General features: G+C 64.4%; 14 protein-coding genes. 5 read left to right on the top strand and 9 right to left on the bottom strand.

The window, feature by feature from the left end; all coding sequences use genetic code 11:
* Positions 1 to 35: 35 nt before the first annotated feature.
* Positions 36 to 926: a DMT family transporter gene (locus O0882_RS02650; protein WP_116745215.1), complete on the bottom strand. Its 891-nt coding sequence runs from the start codon at positions 924 to 926 to the stop codon at positions 36 to 38.
* 102 nt (positions 927 to 1,028) lie between these two features.
* On the opposite strand from O0882_RS02650, the gene O0882_RS02655 reads away from it, so the two are divergent.
* Both O0882_RS02655 and O0882_RS02660 read left to right on the top strand, forming a co-directional pair.
* Entirely contained in the window at positions 1,029 to 1,808 is a 780-nt protein-coding gene (locus O0882_RS02655) for a helix-turn-helix transcriptional regulator (RefSeq protein ID WP_289945130.1), read from the top strand.
* Positions 1,809 to 1,891: 83 nt separating this feature from the next.
* Complete coding sequence (locus tag O0882_RS02660) at positions 1,892 to 4,354, top strand: hypothetical protein (RefSeq protein ID WP_289945132.1); 2,463 nt, start codon at positions 1,892 to 1,894, stop codon at positions 4,352 to 4,354.
* 137 nt (positions 4,355 to 4,491) lie between these two features.
* Here O0882_RS02660 and O0882_RS02665 read toward each other — a convergent pair whose 3' ends face one another.
* From O0882_RS02665 to O0882_RS02680, 4 genes are read right to left on the bottom strand one after another with little or no spacing between them, the layout of a single operon-like run.
* Complete coding sequence (locus O0882_RS02665) at positions 4,492 to 5,136, bottom strand: heme-binding beta-barrel domain-containing protein (protein ID WP_289945134.1); 645 nt, start codon at positions 5,134 to 5,136, stop codon at positions 4,492 to 4,494.
* Positions 5,137 to 5,192: 56 nt separating this feature from the next.
* On the bottom strand, positions 5,193 to 5,591 hold the full coding sequence (locus tag O0882_RS02670) for a hypothetical protein (RefSeq protein ID WP_289945136.1): 399 nt from the start codon (positions 5,589 to 5,591) through the stop codon (positions 5,193 to 5,195).
* Positions 5,592 to 5,593: 2 nt separating this feature from the next.
* Positions 5,594 to 6,397 (bottom strand): type I methionyl aminopeptidase, encoded by an 804-nt coding sequence (map, locus tag O0882_RS02675; protein WP_289945138.1) that lies wholly within the window; start codon positions 6,395 to 6,397, stop codon positions 5,594 to 5,596.
* A 14-nt stretch (positions 6,398 to 6,411) separates the two neighbouring features.
* Positions 6,412 to 7,011: a TetR/AcrR family transcriptional regulator gene (locus O0882_RS02680; protein WP_289945139.1), complete on the bottom strand. Its 600-nt coding sequence runs from the start codon at positions 7,009 to 7,011 to the stop codon at positions 6,412 to 6,414.
* Between the two features lie 123 nt (positions 7,012 to 7,134).
* On the opposite strand from O0882_RS02680, the gene O0882_RS02685 reads away from it, so the two are divergent.
* On the top strand, positions 7,135 to 8,649 hold the full coding sequence (locus tag O0882_RS02685; RefSeq protein ID WP_289945141.1) for an AMP nucleosidase: 1,515 nt from the start codon (positions 7,135 to 7,137) through the stop codon (positions 8,647 to 8,649).
* A gap of 7 nt (positions 8,650 to 8,656) precedes the next feature.
* On the opposite strand, the gene O0882_RS02690 is transcribed toward O0882_RS02685, so the two are convergent.
* From O0882_RS02690 to O0882_RS02705, 4 genes are all read right to left on the bottom strand, one after another.
* Positions 8,657 to 9,127 carry an RES family NAD+ phosphorylase gene (locus O0882_RS02690; RefSeq protein WP_289945144.1) on the bottom strand — a complete coding sequence of 157 codons (471 nt, stop codon included), beginning with the start codon at positions 9,125 to 9,127 and terminating at the stop codon, positions 8,657 to 8,659.
* Complete coding sequence (locus tag O0882_RS02695; RefSeq protein WP_289945145.1) at positions 9,124 to 9,600, bottom strand: antitoxin Xre-like helix-turn-helix domain-containing protein; 477 nt, start codon at positions 9,598 to 9,600, stop codon at positions 9,124 to 9,126. The genes O0882_RS02690 and O0882_RS02695 overlap by 4 nt, the downstream gene beginning before the upstream one ends.
* Positions 9,601 to 9,734: 134 nt before the next feature.
* Positions 9,735 to 10,205 carry a DUF1854 domain-containing protein gene (locus O0882_RS02700; RefSeq protein ID WP_289945148.1) on the bottom strand — a complete coding sequence of 157 codons (471 nt, stop codon included), beginning with the start codon at positions 10,203 to 10,205 and terminating at the stop codon, positions 9,735 to 9,737.
* 2 nt (positions 10,206 to 10,207) lie between these two features.
* Positions 10,208 to 12,490, bottom strand: coding sequence for an ABC transporter ATP-binding protein (locus tag O0882_RS02705; RefSeq protein WP_289945150.1), 2,283 nt, complete (start codon positions 12,488 to 12,490; stop codon positions 10,208 to 10,210).
* Positions 12,491 to 12,957: 467 nt separating this feature from the next.
* On the opposite strand from O0882_RS02705, the gene cphA (O0882_RS02710) reads away from it, so the two are divergent.
* Positions 12,958 to 15,135, top strand: a complete 2,178-nt coding sequence (gene cphA, locus O0882_RS02710) for a cyanophycin synthetase (protein ID WP_289945152.1) — start codon at positions 12,958 to 12,960, stop codon at positions 15,133 to 15,135.
* 79 nt (positions 15,136 to 15,214) lie between these two features.
* Positions 15,215 to 17,785 carry a cyanophycin synthetase gene (cphA, locus tag O0882_RS02715; RefSeq protein ID WP_289945153.1) on the top strand — a complete coding sequence of 857 codons (2,571 nt, stop codon included), beginning with the start codon at positions 15,215 to 15,217 and terminating at the stop codon, positions 17,783 to 17,785.
* The last annotated feature ends 91 nt before the right edge of the window (positions 17,786 to 17,876 follow it).

The raw sequence follows: 17,876 nt of genomic DNA on the forward strand, positions 1-17,876 counted from the left end.
TGGCTCCTTTGCAAAATGCCAGCATAGCAAAAATACTACGCTTGTGCGCGCCTCAACGGACGTTTCAGGGTTTGCACCATCAGCACGCCCAGCAGGGTCACGCCGCCACCGATCACATCGTAGCTGTGCAAGGTTTCACCGAGGAACAGCATGGCGATAATCACCGTGAACACGGGCAGCAAATTCATCAAGGTCGTCGCGCGGCTGGGGCCCAGCTTGGCCAGGCCGTGCATCCACAAAAATGGCGCGATGATGGAAGCGGGGATGCCGGCAAACAGCACCAGCGGCAAGCCGGCACTGGTGACGGGTGGCGCCGACTGGCTCAGGTAATACACGAACAGCACGGGCACGGCGCACCAGACCTGGATCAGCAAGGAATGCCAGTTATTCATGGGAATCTTCCAACGCTTGAGCAGCACGCCGTAAGCCGCATACGACAGACAAGCGAGCAGCATCAGGGCGTCGCCCACGGCCGCGCCATGGGCGAGCAGCGCGGCCGGGTCGCCATGGCTGAGCAGATAGCCGAGTCCCAGCAACGACACCAGGCCGCCGAACACGCCGCCCACGGTGGGCGCCTCTTTCAACACCAGTACGGACAGGCCCACGGCCAGCAGCGGCATCATCGACGCCAGGATACCCATGTTGGTGGCCGTCGTGGTCTGCGCGGCGATGTAGGCGAGGCACTGGTACATGACCATGCCCAGCATGCCCAACACAAACAGTTTCCCCAGATACGGTTTCACGACGGACCGCTGCTTCCACACGGGGCGGGCAAACACGAGCGCCAGCAGCACGCCGGCCAGCAGCCAGCGGTAGAACGAGATGGCGGCCGGGTCGATCACGCCGACCGCCATCTTGCTGACGATGGTATTGATGGCCCAGATCAGCACGGCAATCACGGGAAACAGATAATGCTTGGCTTTCATGCAAGTAACTCCACTATTCAATGACTGCCATTTTCGCATGGTCTGATTCCATGGATATAATGCATACCGGACAAACGATGCGAAGAACAGGACAAAGACTCCATGGCCAGCAACCAGCATTTCCCCGCCGTTTCCGACGCCCTGCCCTACCCCGTGTACTTTCGCCTCGACGATTACCACGCGCACCAGCAGTTCGATTACCAGAGCCATCCCTGGGGCCAGCTCACGTATTGTTCCACGGGGGTGATGGAAATCATGGTGGCGGGCCAGCGCTATCTGTCACCGCCCCAGTACGCCGTGTGGATACCGCCAGAAACCTTGCATGACGGCTATATCCGCCAGGATGTGGTGTTTCACTCGGCCTATATCGATGCCAGCCTGTGTGCTCAACTGCCGGCGCAGCCGTGCGCGCTGGTGCTGAGTCCCTTACTCAAAGCCATACTCGGCGACTTCGCCGGTCGGGGCGTCACCACGCCCGCCACCGAGGCCGACCAGCGCCTGGCGCAAGTGCTGGTCGACCAGTTGCAGCTGGCGCCGTGCAGCCGCAACTACCTGCCGGGCAGCGACGAGCCCGTCATCGCGGCGCTGCTGTCCGCGCTGCAGGCGGAGCCGGGGAGTAACCGCTCACTGGCCGACTGGGCCGCGCAATTGCATGTCACCGAACGCACGCTGGCGCGCCGCTGCCAGCGCGAACTGGGCATGCCGTTCGGCGAATGGCGCCAGCGCCAGCGCTTCCTGGCCGCCCTGCCGCTGCTGGAACAAGGCGACACCGTGCAGGCCATCGCGCTGGAACTGGGCTATAGCACAGCCTCGGCCTTCATCGCCATGTTTCGCCGCCAGAGCGGCGGCACGCCGGACCAGTTCCGCCGCGGCCTGCGCTGAAAAAGGGGGTCCGCCTTGTCATGGTTTGTCATATTGGGATGCTAAAATCCAAACATCTTTCCAGAGAGCAAAAGGACGCGCGCATGAATTCCAGCACTGAAACGGCCCATGACACCCCAGGCAGCGAGGATGCGCCTCAGGTGACAGAGACGACCGTGACGGCGCCTGTGCCCATCCGCCTGGACAAGGAAGACATACCCACCGTGCTGGGCAAGCTGCGCACGCTGGTGCAGGACAAGACGCGTTTCGAGCCGCAGGACATCACGCCGCTGGGCGAGGAAGATGTGCTGCAGGATTTTTCCCTGCAAGCCAATTACGCGCTCGAAGCGCGCTTCGAACAGCGCGTCATCAATGGCTACTTCACGCCATCGGGCAATGACTGCCGCTGTGGCTCCCATGAGGTGGGAGCGCTCGCTCACGCGCAGGAGAAGGAACGCCTGCGCCGCGCGGCGGCCAAGCTCGACCATGCCTTGCGCCAGGCGGGCCAGGCCTACAATGGCGTCGAGGCGGGCCTCTACCTGCCGCATGCCGTCAAGCACTGGCACCTCGATACCTGCAGCGCCTGTTCCGGCAAAGGCCGCATCGGCTGCCACACCTGCCACGGCTTGACCACGGAAACGTGCTGGAGCTGCCACGGCGGGCGCACCGTCAGCTGTGACGCGTATGGCTGCTACGGCAGCGGCAAGGTGTCGTGCTCGTATTGCAGCGGCAGCGGCTCGGTCGCCGAGCAAGTCACCGATTACGTCACGGTGCAAGTGCCCACGACCACCTACAGCAACGGCAGCTCGCACACCAGCTACCACAGCGAAACGCGCACGCAATACCGCACCGAGCATCGCAATTGCTACCATTGCAGCTACGGCAAGGTCACGTGCAACAGCTGCCACGGCTCCGGCAACATCAATTGCGGCACTTGCCGCGCCAGCGGCAGTGTCACCTGCCGTACCTGCAGCGGCGTGGGTGACTTGCGCTGCAACCCCTGCGACGGTTCCGGCAAGGTGGGCAAGGCGGCCTGGGTCGACGTGCACGTGGCACCCGGCTACAGCGTCAGCCTGCCCAAGCAGGCGCCCGACGACGCGCGCCGCATCCGCGACAAGGAGAGCGTGCACTCACTGGCGGCCATTGCCAGCAGCCTGGCCCTGGCGAAAGTGAGCATTTACAATGAAGACCAGCCACAGGAAGTCGACGCCCTGTACGGGGGCAGGCTGCGCATCGTGCGCCTGGATGCATCGTGCAACGCCGAAAAACACCACCTGGTGGCGTACGGCACCGACTTGCGCTGGCTGACCCTGGACGACATCGTGGAAAAGCTGCTGCGCGGCGACCTCAAGGCGCTCAGCGATGCGCTGGCCGGCAGTGCCGACGACGGCCTGTTCTCTGCCCACGTGCAAGGCTTGTTGACGCCGCTGCGCGACGTGGCCGCCTCGGAACTGAATGCGGACGTGATCGAATCTGTCCTCAGCGGCGACGCCGACCACGCGCACGTCGATGTCGTCTCCGCCGAGTATGCGCAGAATGTGCGCACCTGCGTGCTCGGTGCCTTGCGCCAGATCTACACGCGGCTGGCCAAGCAATTCTGGTGGAAAAGCGCGCTGGCCGCGCTGGCCGCCGCCATCGCCACCTGGTTCTTCGCCGGACGCGGGGCTGCCGCCGTCGCCGGCCTGCTCGTCACGGGCGTCGGCTACTGGCTGTTCAACCGCAAGGTCAAAGCCGTGCTGAGCGAAGCGCTGGGCGGCGCGCAGCAGGCCGAACGCGCCATGCACATCGCCGGCAAGGGCCGCCGCAACCAGCTGGCGCAAGTGCTGGTCCTCGCCCCCGCCAGCCTGGCCGTGCTGGCCGCCAGCTATGGCTTGCCCGTGCGCGTGCGCCCGGTTTCTGCGCCGCCGCAAACGGCCATGGCCTCGGCGCCCGTCGCGCCTCATGCGCCGGCCGTCGTGCCGCAGGATGCGAGCAGCGCCAGGGCCGTCAAGCTGTACGAAAATGGCGACAAGGTGCAGGCGCTGGCCATGCTGGAAAGCCTGGTCGGCAAGGGCGACGCGGGCGCGTATGGCTTATATGGCTGGATGCTGCTGATGGGCGAAGGCAAGCCCGGCCCCGTCACGGCGCCAACGGCGCAGCAGCGCGAAGCGCGCCAGGTGGCCGCCAAGCCCCTGGTCGGCAAGGGCTTGCTGAAAAACGACAGCTATGCACTGACGGCGAAGGGCGTGATGCTGGCCGAAGGCTGGCAAGAGCCGCGCAACATGGCGCGCGGGCTCGACCTGCTGAAACAGGCCGCCAACAAGGGCAATGCCCAAGCCATGCACTTGCTGGGCCTGTACCACGTGCGCGGCTACCAGATCCCCGTCAACCACAAGGAAGCGCGCAAATGGTTCACCCTGGCCGCCGACAAGGGCAGCGCGGGCGATATCTACAACCTGGGCCTGATGGACTGGGAAGGCGCGGGCTTGAAACGCCCGGACCGCGCCAGCGCCATGCAGCGCTGGAAGATCGCCGCCGCCATGGGCGAAGAGCGTGCGATCAAGGCCGTCGCACAGGGACAGCCTTAAGGAGCACCTGAGAAAAAGCCCATGGCGTTGTTGCATTGCCTGGCCGTACGTTCGTACTGCCTGCGGCAACGCGCCTAGCCCTGAGCATTTTTCAGGCGCTCCAACAGAATGGCGGCAAGAACCGCCGCTTCCGATTTTTATGCTGCCGCCAGCGCCTGCAAGGCCATCGGGTTCGGCGTCGGCTCGGCGACTTTTGTCAGCAGGTTGCGGTCCGTGTGGTGGAACGGTTCGTCCTTGCCGCGAATCAGCATGACCGTGTCTTCATCGTAGCCCCAGGTGCCGTCGGCGTGGATATCGACCTTGATGCGGTATTCGACGGTGGTGAACGCGTGTTCGAGGAAAGGGTTCGAGCAGATGCCGTACGCCGTCGAATCACGCCTGGCCACCAGTTCGAAACTGGTGGCGTCCGCCGTCGTCGTGCCCGACGCCATGGCGATCTGGCCGCGCGGGATGGCCAGGGTCTGGATCACGGCGCCCGTGGCCGGCTCCCACAGCCAGTAACCGACCTGCTCATGATACGTTTTGACTTGATCCGGCTTGGTGATGTGGATGTAGTAGCGCAAGCCGTAGAACAGTTGCGGGCCGTTGGTGACGGGGTCGATCGGCTGCAGTTCGATGCGCTCGACAAACGCCTGCTTGCGCGGACCATCGGCCTTGGGCTTGACGTCCAGGCCGCGCGTGCCGGTCCAGATGCCGGCCATGCCCGTCAAAGGGCCCAGGTTGTTCAGTGTGTGCACGTCGGCGGACGGCTCGGTGTAAATATCTTCGGGAAAATCGCTCATGCGGAAGTCTTCAAAATGGGGCAACAGTGCTTGCCGCCATTGTAAGACCCACGCCGCTATCTGGGAAAGAGCGCGATGTGGCGTTCGATGAACAGCAAGGCTGCTGCCGCCAGCGCGGAGCGCTGCGCCTCGAACACGGTCGCGTCGCGCGCCTGCAGCAAGTTGGCCGCCGCCTCGGGCAGCAGCAAGTCATCGGCGATGAACGCCGCCACCGCGTCGATACTGACGTACAAGGCGCTGTCGAAGCCTTCCCAGTCCACATAGGCCAGCCACTCGGCCAGCGTCACCACGCCAGCGACGGGCGGCGCCAGGGCCCCGATGCGCTCCAGGCGCAGCACGCTGTCGCTGCGGATGCCTTCCTGCTGCAAGACCGCCAGCGCCACCTGCTGCAGCGCGTCCTCGGCGTCGTGCCGGTGCTGGTTCAGCAAGCGCTGCGTCAGGCTGGCGCTGTGCATCGTCAGACCAGGGGATCGGTCGAACCGGTCAGGGTGAAGATTTCAAAGCCCGTTTCCGTCACGGCCAGCGAGTGCTCGAACTGTGCCGACAGCGAACGGTCTTTCGTCACCGTCGTCCATTTGTCCGGCAAGACCTTGACCTGGTAGCTGCCCACGTTGAGCATCGGTTCGATCGTGAAAATCATGCCCGGTTCGAGCACGATGCCCGTGCCGGCGCGGCCATAGTGCAGCACTTGCGGCGTGTCGTGGAAGACCTGGCCCACGCCATGGCCGCAGAAATCGCGCACGGAAGAAAAGCCCTGCGCCTTGGCCACCGCCTCGATGGCGGCGCCCACGTCGCCCAGGGTCGCGCCCGGGCGCACCGTATGGATGCCTGCCATCATGGCGTCATACGCCGTGTTGACGAGGCGGTTGGCCAGGATGGAGACGGCGCCCACCTTGAAGGTGCGGCTGGTGTCGCCGAACCAGCCCTGGAACTTCGGCGTCACGTCGATGTTGAGGATGTCGCCCACTTTCAGGATTTTCGTTTCCGACGGGATGCCGTGCGTGACCACGTGATTGACGGAGATACAGCTGGCGTGCTTGTAGCCGTGGTAGTCGATGGTGCCGGGGATGGCGCCGGCGGCGCGCATGAATTCTTCGCACAGGGCGTCGAGCTTGGCCGTCGAAACGCCAGGCTTGACGAAGGGCGTGATGTAATCGAGCGTGTCGGCGGCGATGCGGCCCGCCGCGCGCATGCCGATGAAACCCTCTTCGTCGTGCAGGGGGATTTTCTTGCCGTGTTCAAGCTGGGTGGAATAGCGCATGGATGTCTTCTTGGTTAGTGTGATGTGGTGTGTAAGGCCCAGCCGCGCACGGCGTCGTGCGAGGCGCGCAGCATGGCGTCGACACTGGCCGGTATCGGCCGCTCCTGGGTCAGGTAGGGCTTGACGACGGCCACGGGCGCGTCGATCAGCACGAATTTGAGCAGCATGTGATCGAGGTCCAGCTCCGTGGTGGCGGGCATGGCTTCGGCGCAGCGGACAAAACAGGCATCGAGCGCCGCCTGCTCCTCTTCCACGGCGGCCAGCAATTGCTCGCTGAGGCCACTGCTGAAATCGGGGCTGTCCGCGCATTGCAGGAGAAAGCGCGCATACACGGGCTTGCGCCGGCACCAGTCCAGCAAGCCGTGCACGCCGGCCCAGGTATCGCCGCCGAGCCAGCGGCTGGCCACTTCCTCGCGGAAGTCGCTCTTCACGCGCAGCCAGGCGCGCGCCAGGATGGCGTTGCGCGAATCGAAGCGGTGATACACGGAGCCGATGGGCGCACCGGCCTTGACGGCGATGGCGGCCATCGACACGGCGCCCACGCCGCACTGGGCGGCGACGGCGATCGCGCTGTCGATGAAGTTGTTTTCGTTGAATTTGGCGAGTCTGACCATTCAAATAGAATACAGATTCTATTTGAATCCGTCAAGCGGCCCGGCCAGGCAAGAAACGCGTCCAACGCGAGTTGCCCCGCTGCCTTACAATGGTATGCACGAACCGCTACAAGGAGAATCCGCTTGCTTACGCCCCCCTTCATCGCCTCCTCCCGCTTCGACGATCCACGCCTGGCGTTGGAACAAGTGCAAGCCATTTACCGCAGCAGCATCGAACACTTGCGCGATGCGCTGCAGCGCTTTGTCGCCGGCGAAGACATGCACGAGCGCGTGCGCGCCTGCTACCCCTTCGTGCGCATCCAGACCGACACCGTGGCGCGCGCCGACTCGCCGCTGGCCTACGGCTTTGTCGCCGGCCCCGGCGTATTTGAAACCACGCTGACCCGCCCCGACCTGTTCGGCGACTACTATCTCGACCAGTTCACCCTGCTGCTGAAAAACCATAACGGCGGCCAGAATGTCCACCTGGAAGTGGGCGTGAGCGCCCAGCCCATCCCCGTGCATTTTTCGTTCGCCGAGCATGACCATATCGAAGGCAATATGGATGCGGGCCGCCGCCTGGCCATGCGCGACCTGTTCGACCTGCCCGACCTGTCGGCCATGGACGATGGCATCGCCAACGGCACGCACGAACCGGCGCATGGCGAAGCGCAGCCGCTGGCCCTGTTCACGGGCCCGCGCGTCGATTACTCGCTGCAGCGCCTGCGCCACTACAGCGGCACCTCGCCGCAGCATTTCCAGAACTTCGTCCTGTTTACCAATTACCAGTTCTACATCGACGAATTCATCCGCCTGGGCCACGCCATGATGGACCGCGCGCCCGACGCGCAAGCGCCGTCGGACGACGACGGCTACATCGCCTTTGTCGAACCGGGCAACGTGGTCACGCGCCGCGTGGGACAGACGGTAGAAAGCGACGATGCGCTGGGCGCCGCGCCGCCGCGCCTGCCGCAGATGCCCGCCTACCACCTGCTGCGCGCAGATGGCAGCGGCATCACCATGGTCAATATCGGCGTGGGACCGGCGAACGCCAAGACCATCACCGACCATATCGCCGTGCTGCGCCCGCACGCCTGGCTGATGCTCGGTCATTGCGCGGGCCTGCGCACCACGCAAAGCCTGGGCGACTACGTGCTGGCGCATGCGTATGTGCGCGAAGACCATGTGCTCGACGAAGACTTGCCGCTGTGGGTGCCGATCCCGCCGCTGGCGGAAATCCAGCAGGCGCTGCAAACGGCGGTGGCGGAAATCACCCAACTGACGGGGCATGATTTAAAACACATCATGCGCACGGGAACCGTGGCCAGCACGGACAACCGCAACTGGGAACTGCTGCCGCAGCGCACGCCGGAACGCCGTTTCAGCCAGAGCCGCGCCATCGCGCTGGACATGGAAAGTGCGACGATTGCCGCCAACGGCTTCCGCTTCCGCGTCCCGTACGGCACCCTGCTGTGCGTCAGCGACAAGCCGCTGCACGGCGAAATCAAGCTGCCCGGCATGGCCAACCACTTCTACCGCGAGCGGGTCGACCAGCACCTGCGCATCGGCATCCGCGCCGTGGAACTGCTGCGCCGCCAGGGCGTGGACCGGCTGCACAGCCGCAAATTGCGCAGCTTTGCGGAAGTGGCGTTTCAGTAAGCCTGCATCAAGGGAAAAAGCGGGAATCGTAGCTCCACCGCCGGACGGTGCTGGCGGTGATTGCCGCGGCATCGGCATGCCGGGGGTTGAGCAAGACATTGCATTCGTCGGGCACGATCACGGAAGGCACCAGCAGCAAGGCGGATTTCCCCGCTGCAATCCAGCCATCGCCAGCCCGCTTGCCCGACAAGCCGGCCGGTATGGCGTCCCAGCCACCGGGAAATGGATCGAGGACCTGGCGCGCATTCCACACGCCATCGGGAATGGCGATACGCACCAGGTAACGGTTGAACGGCAAGCCGCCGCCGCGCAGGTAATGCACGGTTTCCAGGGTGGCCAGGGCGATACTCGTCGAGCAATACACGACGGGCGCGCCCTTGCTGTTCCAGCGGCCACCCGTGATCCTCGCGCCGGTGCCGCTCAGGTCACTGGCGGCATACGCTGGCGTCTCGACGGCAATACGCCAGAGCACGTTCATGCATAGGCTCCGCTCTGCGTCATGGACAGCAATTCCGCCACCAGTTTTTGCCCCTCGAAGGTGTCCATGTAGCTGGCTGGCGTGGCCCCCGCCAGCGCAGGCAGTGGCTTGCTCAGCCAATCGGAGACCCAGCGCGCAGCGTCAAAGCCGGCGGGATCGCCCGATTGTTCGACCATCGCCTGCGCCATGCCGATCAGGGTTTCAACACCCAGTACGCGCTCCGATTCATCCTTCGACAGCAAGCTGGCGTCTTTCTCCTTGCGGCTGATGGTGGCGCGCGACAACCCCAGGCTGGACAACAGGAATTCCTTGCTCATGCCCATGCGCGCGGACAAGCGGCTGATCGCCGAAGCTGGAATGCCCCGCCGTATCAGCGCAATGCGCGCATCAGTATCAAAGCCGTACAGCGCCATGCCTTCGTACAGGGCCCTCGCTTGCTGAGCCGGAACGGGAGCATCAATGTGTCGTTGCATAACCATCTCCTTTAAGACGATAGTATAGATCAAATGAGGCAGCCCACAAGGAAAGCACAAGGTCAAAAAAAATGCCGCCCAGCGCAAGCTGAACGGCATGAGCGGCGGCACTGCGCCGTATTCCAGGGCGCTCCTTACAGGAAGCGGTCGAGTATCTTCCGCGTCGTCTTGTCGATATTAAACATGTCGCGGATCAAAAAGTGGATGCCGTGGTTGTCGGCGATCAGCAGCGACGCGGCGCCGATGCGGCGGATGTCTTCCTCGCCCTTCAGCACGAACTGCGTCTCACCCCGGTCCGTATCGACGTGCCAGGTGCACGGCGTGGCGAAGCTGGAAACGCTTTTCACGCGCGCGATTTCCGGCATGAATTCGCGCCCTTCCAGTTCTTCCTGCAGCAGGCTGCGCGCCGGCTCCGGCAAGGTGTCGAGGCGCTCGATCCACGCCACTTCCTTGCCATTGCCCAGCACCAGCGAAATGCCTTCGTCGGGCGACTGGATGGGGAAGGCGCGCACGGGCGCCACGCCTTCAAAGACCTGGCCGTCTTCGGCCGTCATCACCAGCTTGCCGAAGGTGTCGCGGCTTAATGTAAAAGTTGTACTGGCCATGCTTATTCCTTGTCATCCAGGGCGAGTTCGTTGTTGCGCGCCTGTGCTTCGTAGAGGCGGAAATAGGCGCCCTCTTTCGCCATCAGTTCATCGTGACTGCCCACTTCGACGACCTGGCCGCGGTCCAGCACCACCAGGCGGTCGGCCCGGTGCAGGGTCGACAGCCTGTGCGCGATGGCGATCGTCGTGCGGCCCTGCACCAGGTTGTCCAGCGCCTTCTGGATTTCTTTTTCCGTTTCCGAGTCGACCGACGATGTCGCTTCATCCATGATCAGGATGCGCGGGTCGATCAGCAGGGCGCGGGCGATCGAGATACGCTGGCGTTCGCCGCCGGACAAGCCCTGGCCACGCTCACCCACCATCGAATCGTAGCCTTGTGGCAGGCGCAGGATGAATTCGTGGGCATGCGCGGCGCGCGCGGCGGCGATGATCTCCTGGCGCGTCGCGTGCGGCTTGCCGTAGGCGATATTTTCCGCGATGGTGCCGAAGAACAGGAACGGCTCCTGCAGCACCAGACCGATGTTGCGGCGGTAGTCGGACACGGCGAACGAGCGGATGTCGACGCCGTCGAGCAAAATCGCCCCTTCCGACACGTCATAGAAGCGGCAGATCAGGTTGACCAGCGTGCTCTTGCCCGAACCGCTGTGACCCACCAGGCCGATCATCTCGCCGGCCTTGATGTTCAGGGTGATGCCGCGGTTGACGGCCCGGTTGCCGTAGCGGAAACCGACTTCGCGCAAATCGATGCGGCCTTCGATCTTCTCCAGTTTCACGGGGTGCGCCGGTTCCGGCACGCTCGACACGTGGTCGAGGATGTCGAAGATGCGCTTGGCGGCGGACGCCGATTTCTGCGTCACGGAAACGATGCGGCTCATGGAATCGAGGCGGCCGTAGAAGCGCGTGCTGTAGGCGATGAACGCGGTCAGCACGCCGACGGTGATTTCGCCGCGCGACAATTGCCAGATACCGAAGCACCAGATGACCAGCAAACCCATCTCCGTCAGGAACGATACGGTGGGCGAGAACAGCGACCAGACCTTGTTCAACTTGTCGTTGACGGCCAGGTTGTGCGCGTTGGCGTCGCGGAAGCGGGCCGCTTCGCGTTTTTCCTGCGCAAACGCCTTCACCACGCGGATGCCGGGTATCGTATCGGCCAGCACGTTGGTCACTTCGCTCCACACGCGGTCGATCTTTTCAAAGCCCGTGCGCAAGCGGTCGCGCACCAGGTGGATCATCCAGGCGATGAAGGGCAAAGGCGCCAGGGTCATGATGGCCAGCCAGGGGTTCATCGACCACAGAATGACGCCCGTCATGATGATCATCAGCACGTCGGAAGCGAAATCGAGCAAATGCAGCGAGAGGAAGACGCAGATGCGGTCGCTGCCGCTGCCGATGCGCGACATCAGGTCGCCCGTACGCTTGCCGCCAAAGAATTCCAGCGACAGTTTCATCAGGTGTTCATACGTGGCCGAGCGCAAGTCGGCGCCCATGCGTTCGGACACCAGGGCCAGCACATACGTCTTGCCCCAGCCCAGCAGCCAGGCCAGCAGGGCCGAACCGAGCAAGCCGCTCATGTAGTACACCACCAGCCATGGATCGATGTGCTTGCCGTTCTGATACGGGATCAGCACATTGTCCATCAGCGGCGCCGTCAGGTAAGGCGGAATCATGTGCGCGGCAGTGCTCAGCAGCATCAGCATGAAGCCCAGGGCCAGCTGGCCACGGTAGGGATGGGCAAAGCGCCACAGGCGGAACAGGGTCCAGGTGGATGGCGGCGTGTACAGCACCTTGGCGCAGATCGGGCATTCTTCCTGCTCGGGTTCCAGCGGTGCCTTGCAGCTGGGGCACACTTCCTGCTCCGCTGCCAGCACGGGCTGGCCCGTCAGGTGGCTGTCGAGGCGCTCGACGAACTGTTCCAGCACGCGGATGGCGTGCAGGTTCTGTCCCAGGGTGAAGCGCCACGAGGCCAGGCGGCCGTGGTCGTCGAACAGTTCCAGGTGGCCGACACCGGCGTGGTCATGGTGCGTCAGGCGCAGTCCGGGGCGGAAAGACCAGCTTTTCCAGTCGGTATCGCCCGGTGAACGGGCCAGCAAACGCTTCTCGGTGACAACAATTATGCCTTTTGTGAAACGTAATCGCGCATCGAGGTCAACCTCAACGCTACTTAAAACGTTCTCCCCTGGAGAAAGGTTGCTCTCCACCTCCGCCAGCCAGGCTTCTGCGACAGGCGCAGGCAGCGAGTTGAGGGGAATAGTTGTTGCAGGAACACTCAGTTCAGTTGTCATCGTAAAGCATACTCCGGCTCGAGGCCAAGCCCTTCAGGGCGGGATTTGGGGGATGGGGCAGACGCCCGATCAATGTTTGTGTACTGCGCGATGGCGAGGTGGATGCACCAGTGGCAATTTCCTGTATTGTATCGAATGGATGCCTGCCGGTAAGGAATGATGGCAAAACGGCGCAAAAAAATGAGCGGCCATCGACCCGCGACAAGTATACAACAGCCCGCTGTTGCGCAAATGCTCCAGCTTAGTCCGGAGTCGGTATCTTTATAACAAGTAAGGCAACATTTAGTAACAATTAGAATGACAACAGCAGCAGAATACGAGAAGCAAACGCGACAAGAGACCGCTAAAAGTGGCACACTGCGCATACCCGGGATAAAGAACCAAGCACGAGCCTGAAAAGACTCTGTAGAGCCACCATAAAGTATCTGGCGCCCAGACGCCTGGCTTGTTATCAAGAAACCACTTACATGATCAAGAAGAAGAACATCGAATTCGTCCGCGTCACCCACTTGCGCGGCCCCAACATCTGGACGTATCGCCCGGTGATTGAAGCCTGGGTCGACATCGGCGAACTGGAAGACTATCCATCCAATACCCTGCCCGGCCTGTACGAGCGTCTGGTGGCATGGCTGCCCGGCATGATCGAACACCGCTGCGGCGTGGGCGAACGGGGCGGCTTTTTCGAGCGCCTGCGCGAAGGCACGTGGTCGGCCCACATCCTCGAACACGTGGTGCTGGAACTGCAAAACCTGGCGGGCATGCGCACGGGCTTCGGCCAGACGCGCTCGACCAGCCAGCGCGGCGTCTACAAGATGGCTTTCCGCACGCGTGAAGAGCACGTGGGCCGCGCCGCCCTGGCCGCCGCGCGCGAACTGCTGATGGCCGCCATCAACGATGAAGCCTACGACCTGGAAGCGGCCCTGGCGCCCCTGCGCGACATGGTCGATGCGCGCTGCCTGGGCCCGAGCACGGCCAGCATCGTCGATGCGGCCACCGAGCGCGGCATCCCTTCGCTGCGCCTGAACGACGGCAACCTGGTGCAGCTGGGCCACGGCGCCGCGCAGCGCCGCATCTGGACGGCCGAAACGGACCGCACCAGCGCGATTGCCGAAGGCATCGCCAGCGACAAGGACCTGACCAAATTCCTGCTCAAATCGTGCGGCGTGCGCGTCCCTGAAGGCAGCCTGGTGCGCAGCGCCGAAGCGGCCTGGGAAGAAGCGCAAGACATCGGCGTGCCCGTCGTGGTGAAACCGTATGACGGCAACCATGGCCGCGGCGTGTCGCTGAACCTGATGACCGAAAGCGACGTCAAGGCCGCCTATGAGCTGGCCGCACGCAAGGGCGACAGCTCGGCCGTGCTGGTGGAAAGCTTCATCACGGGCGACGAACACCGTCTGCTCGTCGTCGGCAACAAGCTGATCGCGGCCGCCAAGGGCGAATCCTTGTGGGTCGACGGCGACGGCGTCTCGAGCGTGCTGGAACTGGTGAACACGCAGATCAATATCGATCCGCGCCGCGGCGAAGGCGAAGATTTTCCATTGGGCACCGTCAAGCCGCACGAATCGGGCGAAATCGTGCTGGAACTGCAGCGCCAGGGCATGACCGCCCTGTCCGTGCCGCAGGCCGGCCAGAAAGTGCTGATCCAGCCGAACGGCAACGTGGCCATCGACGTCACGGACGACGTGCATCCGTCCGTCGTGCATGCGGCCCTGCTCGCCGCGCGCGTGGTGGGCCTGGATATCGCCGGCATCGACCTGGTCACCACCGACATCACGCGTCCGCTGGAAGAGCAGCGCGGCGCCATCATCGAAGTCAATGCCAGCCCCGGCCTGCTGGCGCACATCAAGCCGGGCGTGGGCCAGAGCCGCCCTGTCGGCGCGGCCATCGTCGACCACCTGTTCGCCGCCGAGGAAACGGGCCGCATTCCGCTGATCGGCGTGACGGGCACGCGCGGCGCCAGCCTGATCGTGCGCATGCTGTGCAAACTGCTCAATCTGTCGGGCCTGCACACGGGCGCCGTCTGCAGCGAAGGCATGTACCTGGACCAGCGCAGAGTCGTCAGCAGCGATTGCGTGAACTGGGACGCGGGCCAGCGCCTGCTGCTCAACCGCACCGTGCAGACGGCCCTGTTCGAGAGCAATCCGCGCATGATCCTGGCCGAAGGCCTGGCCTATGACAAGTGCCAGGTTGGCATCGTCACCGACATGGGCAGTTTGGAGAGCGTCAAGGATTTCGACGTGCTCGACGATGCTGGCCTGTACAAGGCCGTGCGCAGCCAGGTCGACGTGGTGGTGCCGACGGGCGTGGCCGTGCTGAACGCCGCCAACGCGCACGTGCTGGAACTGGCCGAACTGTGCGACGGCACGGTGACCCTGTACGCGCAGGATGGCAGCTTGCCGGCCATCGCGGCGCAACTGGCCGCCGGCCAGCGCGCCGTGTTCGTACGCGGCAACCACATCGTGCTGGCCGAAGGCGGCATCGAAACGGTCTTGCTGTGCCTGGACCTGCTGAAACCGGCCACGGCCGGCAATGTCGACAGCGTGCTGGCCGTCGCGGCCGCCGCCTGGGCCATGAACCTGCCCGTCGATCTGATCTGCGCGGGACTGCGCACCTTCGACGCGGCCCCTGGCTGCATCGGCAACTAATCGGCAACAGGCAAAGCAGCACTCAAGCCCGGCCAGGATGGCCGGGCCCACAAGAACACAACAGGATTACGGTTTAATTATGGAAGTATCTCGCGTACGAGCCTTGCGGGGCCCTAACCTCTGGAGCCACGACACCGCCGTGGAAGCCATTGTTTCCTGCACCACGCAGGAACTCGACATCGCCCAGTTGCCCGGCTTCGAAGCCCGCCTGCGCGCGCGCTTTCCGCAACTGAGCCCGCTGCAACCGCTGGGCAATTACAACGCCGCGCCGATGGCGCAGGTGCTGGAACTGGCGGCGCTGGGCCTGCAGGCGCAAGCCGGCTGCCCCGTCACCTTCAGCCGCACCACGCCGACCCTGGAAACGGGCATCTTCCAGGTCGTCGTCGAATACTCGGAAGAAGCCGTCGGCCGACTGGCCCTGGAACTGGCGCAGCAGCTGTGCCGCGCCGCGCTCGACGATGCGCCATTCGACCTGGCCGGCGCCCTGCACCAGTTGCAGGAACTCGATGAAGACGTGCGCCTGGGGCCTTCGACGGGCGCCATCGTCAACGCCGCCGTGGCGCGCAACATCCCGTTCCGCCGCCTGACCGAAGGCAGCCTGGTGACGTTCGGCTGGGGCAGCAAGCAACGCAAGATCCAGGCCGCCGAAATGGACGGCACCAGCGCGATTGCCGAAGCCATCGCGCAAGACAAGGAACTGACCAAGAAGCTGCTCGATTCGGCCGGCGTGCCGGTGCCGCACGGCCGTGTCGCCATCGACGCGGACGACGCCTGGGCCGCCGCCTGCGAGATCGGCCTGCCCGTCGTCGTGAAACCGAAGGATGGCAACCAGGGCAAGGGCGTCACCGTCAACGTCACCACGCGCGAACAGCTGACGGCCGCCTTCCTCGCGGCGCAGGAATTCCGCGACGACATCCTCGTCGAGCGCTACCTGCCGGGCCACGATTTCCGCTTGCTCGTCATCGGCAACAAGATGGTGGCAGCGGCCCGCCGCGACCCGCCGCAAGTGGTGGGCGACGGCCAGCACACGGTGCGCGAACTGGTCGACCAGGTCAACCTGGACCCGCGCCGCGGCAGCGGCCACGCCACCTCGCTGACGAAAATCCGCTTCGACGACATCGCCCTGGCCAGCCTGGCCAAGCAGGGTTATGTGGCCGAATCCGTACCGCCCGTGGGCCAGCGCGTGATCTTGCGCAATAACGCCAACCTGTCGACGGGCGGCTCGGCCACCGACGTCACCGTCGACGTGCATCCGGAAGTGGCGGCGCGCGCCGTCGCCGCCGCGCACATGGTGGGCCTGGACATCTGCGGCGTGGACGTGGTCTCCGAAAGCATCTTAAAACCGCTGGAAGAGCAGAACGCCGGCATCGTCGAAGTGAACGCCGCGCCGGGTCTGCGCATGCACCTGGCGCCGTCGTTCGGCAAGCCGCGTCCCGTCGGCGAAGCCATCATCGCCGCCATGTTCGCCGAGGGCGACGATGGCCGCATCCCCGTCGTTGCCGTCACCGGCACCAACGGCAAGACCACCACCGTGCGCCTGATCGCCCACCTGCTCACCACCTCCGGCCTGCGCACCGGCATGACCAACACCGATGGCGTGTACATCGAAGGACGCCAGATCGACAGCGGCGACTGCAGCGGTCCGCGCAGCGCGCGCAACGTGCTGCTGCACCCTGACGTGGATGCCGCCGTGTTCGAGACGGCGCGCGGCGGCATGCTGCGCGAAGGCCTGGCTTTTGATCGCTGCCAGGTCGCCGTGGTGACGAATATCGGCGCCGGGGATCACCTGGGCCTGAACTACATCACCACCGTGGAAGACCTGGCGGTGTTGAAGCGCGTGATCGTGCAGAACGTGGCCGACAGCGGCGTGGCCGTGTTGAACGCCACCGACCCTGCCGTGGCGCGCATGGCCAAGAATTGCAGCGGCACCGTGACCTTCTTCGCCGCCGACAAGACGCATCCCGTGATGGCCACGCACCGCGCTCAGGGCAACCGCGTGGTGTACGTGGAAGACGGCAAACTGGTCGCCGCGCAGGGCAAGGAGCGCCACGAAATCGCCCTGTCGCAAGTGCCGATCACGCGCAATGGCGCCATCGGCTTCCAGGTCGACAACGTCATGGCGTCGCTGGCCGCCGCCTGGGCCGTGGGCCTGGACTGGAAAACCATCGCGCTGGGCCTGAAAACCTTTGCCAATGAAGCCGACAATGCGCCGGGCCGCTTCAACGTATTCGACTACAAGGGTGCCACCTTGATCGCCGACTACGGCCACAATCCGGACGCCATCCTGGCGCTGGTGCAGGCCGTGGAAAGCATGCCGGCCAAGCGCCGGTCGGTGGTCATCAGCGGTGCCGGTGACCGCCGCGACGAAGACATCCGCCAGCAGACGGAAATCCTCGGCGCCGCCTTCGACGACGTGCTGCTGTACCAGGACCAGTGCCAGCGCGGCCGCGCCGACGGCGAAGTGGTGGCGCTGCTGCGCCAGGGCTTGAACGGTGCCAAGCGCACCAGCCATATCGATGAAATCAACGGCGAATTCGTCGCCATCGACAAGGCCCTGGCACGCTTGAACGAAGGCGACCTGTGCCTGATCCTGATCGACCAGGTGGAAGAAGCGCTGGCGCACATCGCCAAGCGCGTCGCCGAAGCGTAAGCACCGCATCACTGCGCACGAGGGCGGCCTGCGGGCCGCCCTTTTTCATTGCCACCGCTTTTCCGCACCAGCATGGGGCGCGCACAGCCCA

Origin of the sequence: Janthinobacterium sp. SUN073, assembly GCF_030397665.1 — a bacterium.
GTDB lineage: Bacteria > Pseudomonadota > Gammaproteobacteria > Burkholderiales > Burkholderiaceae_D > Janthinobacterium.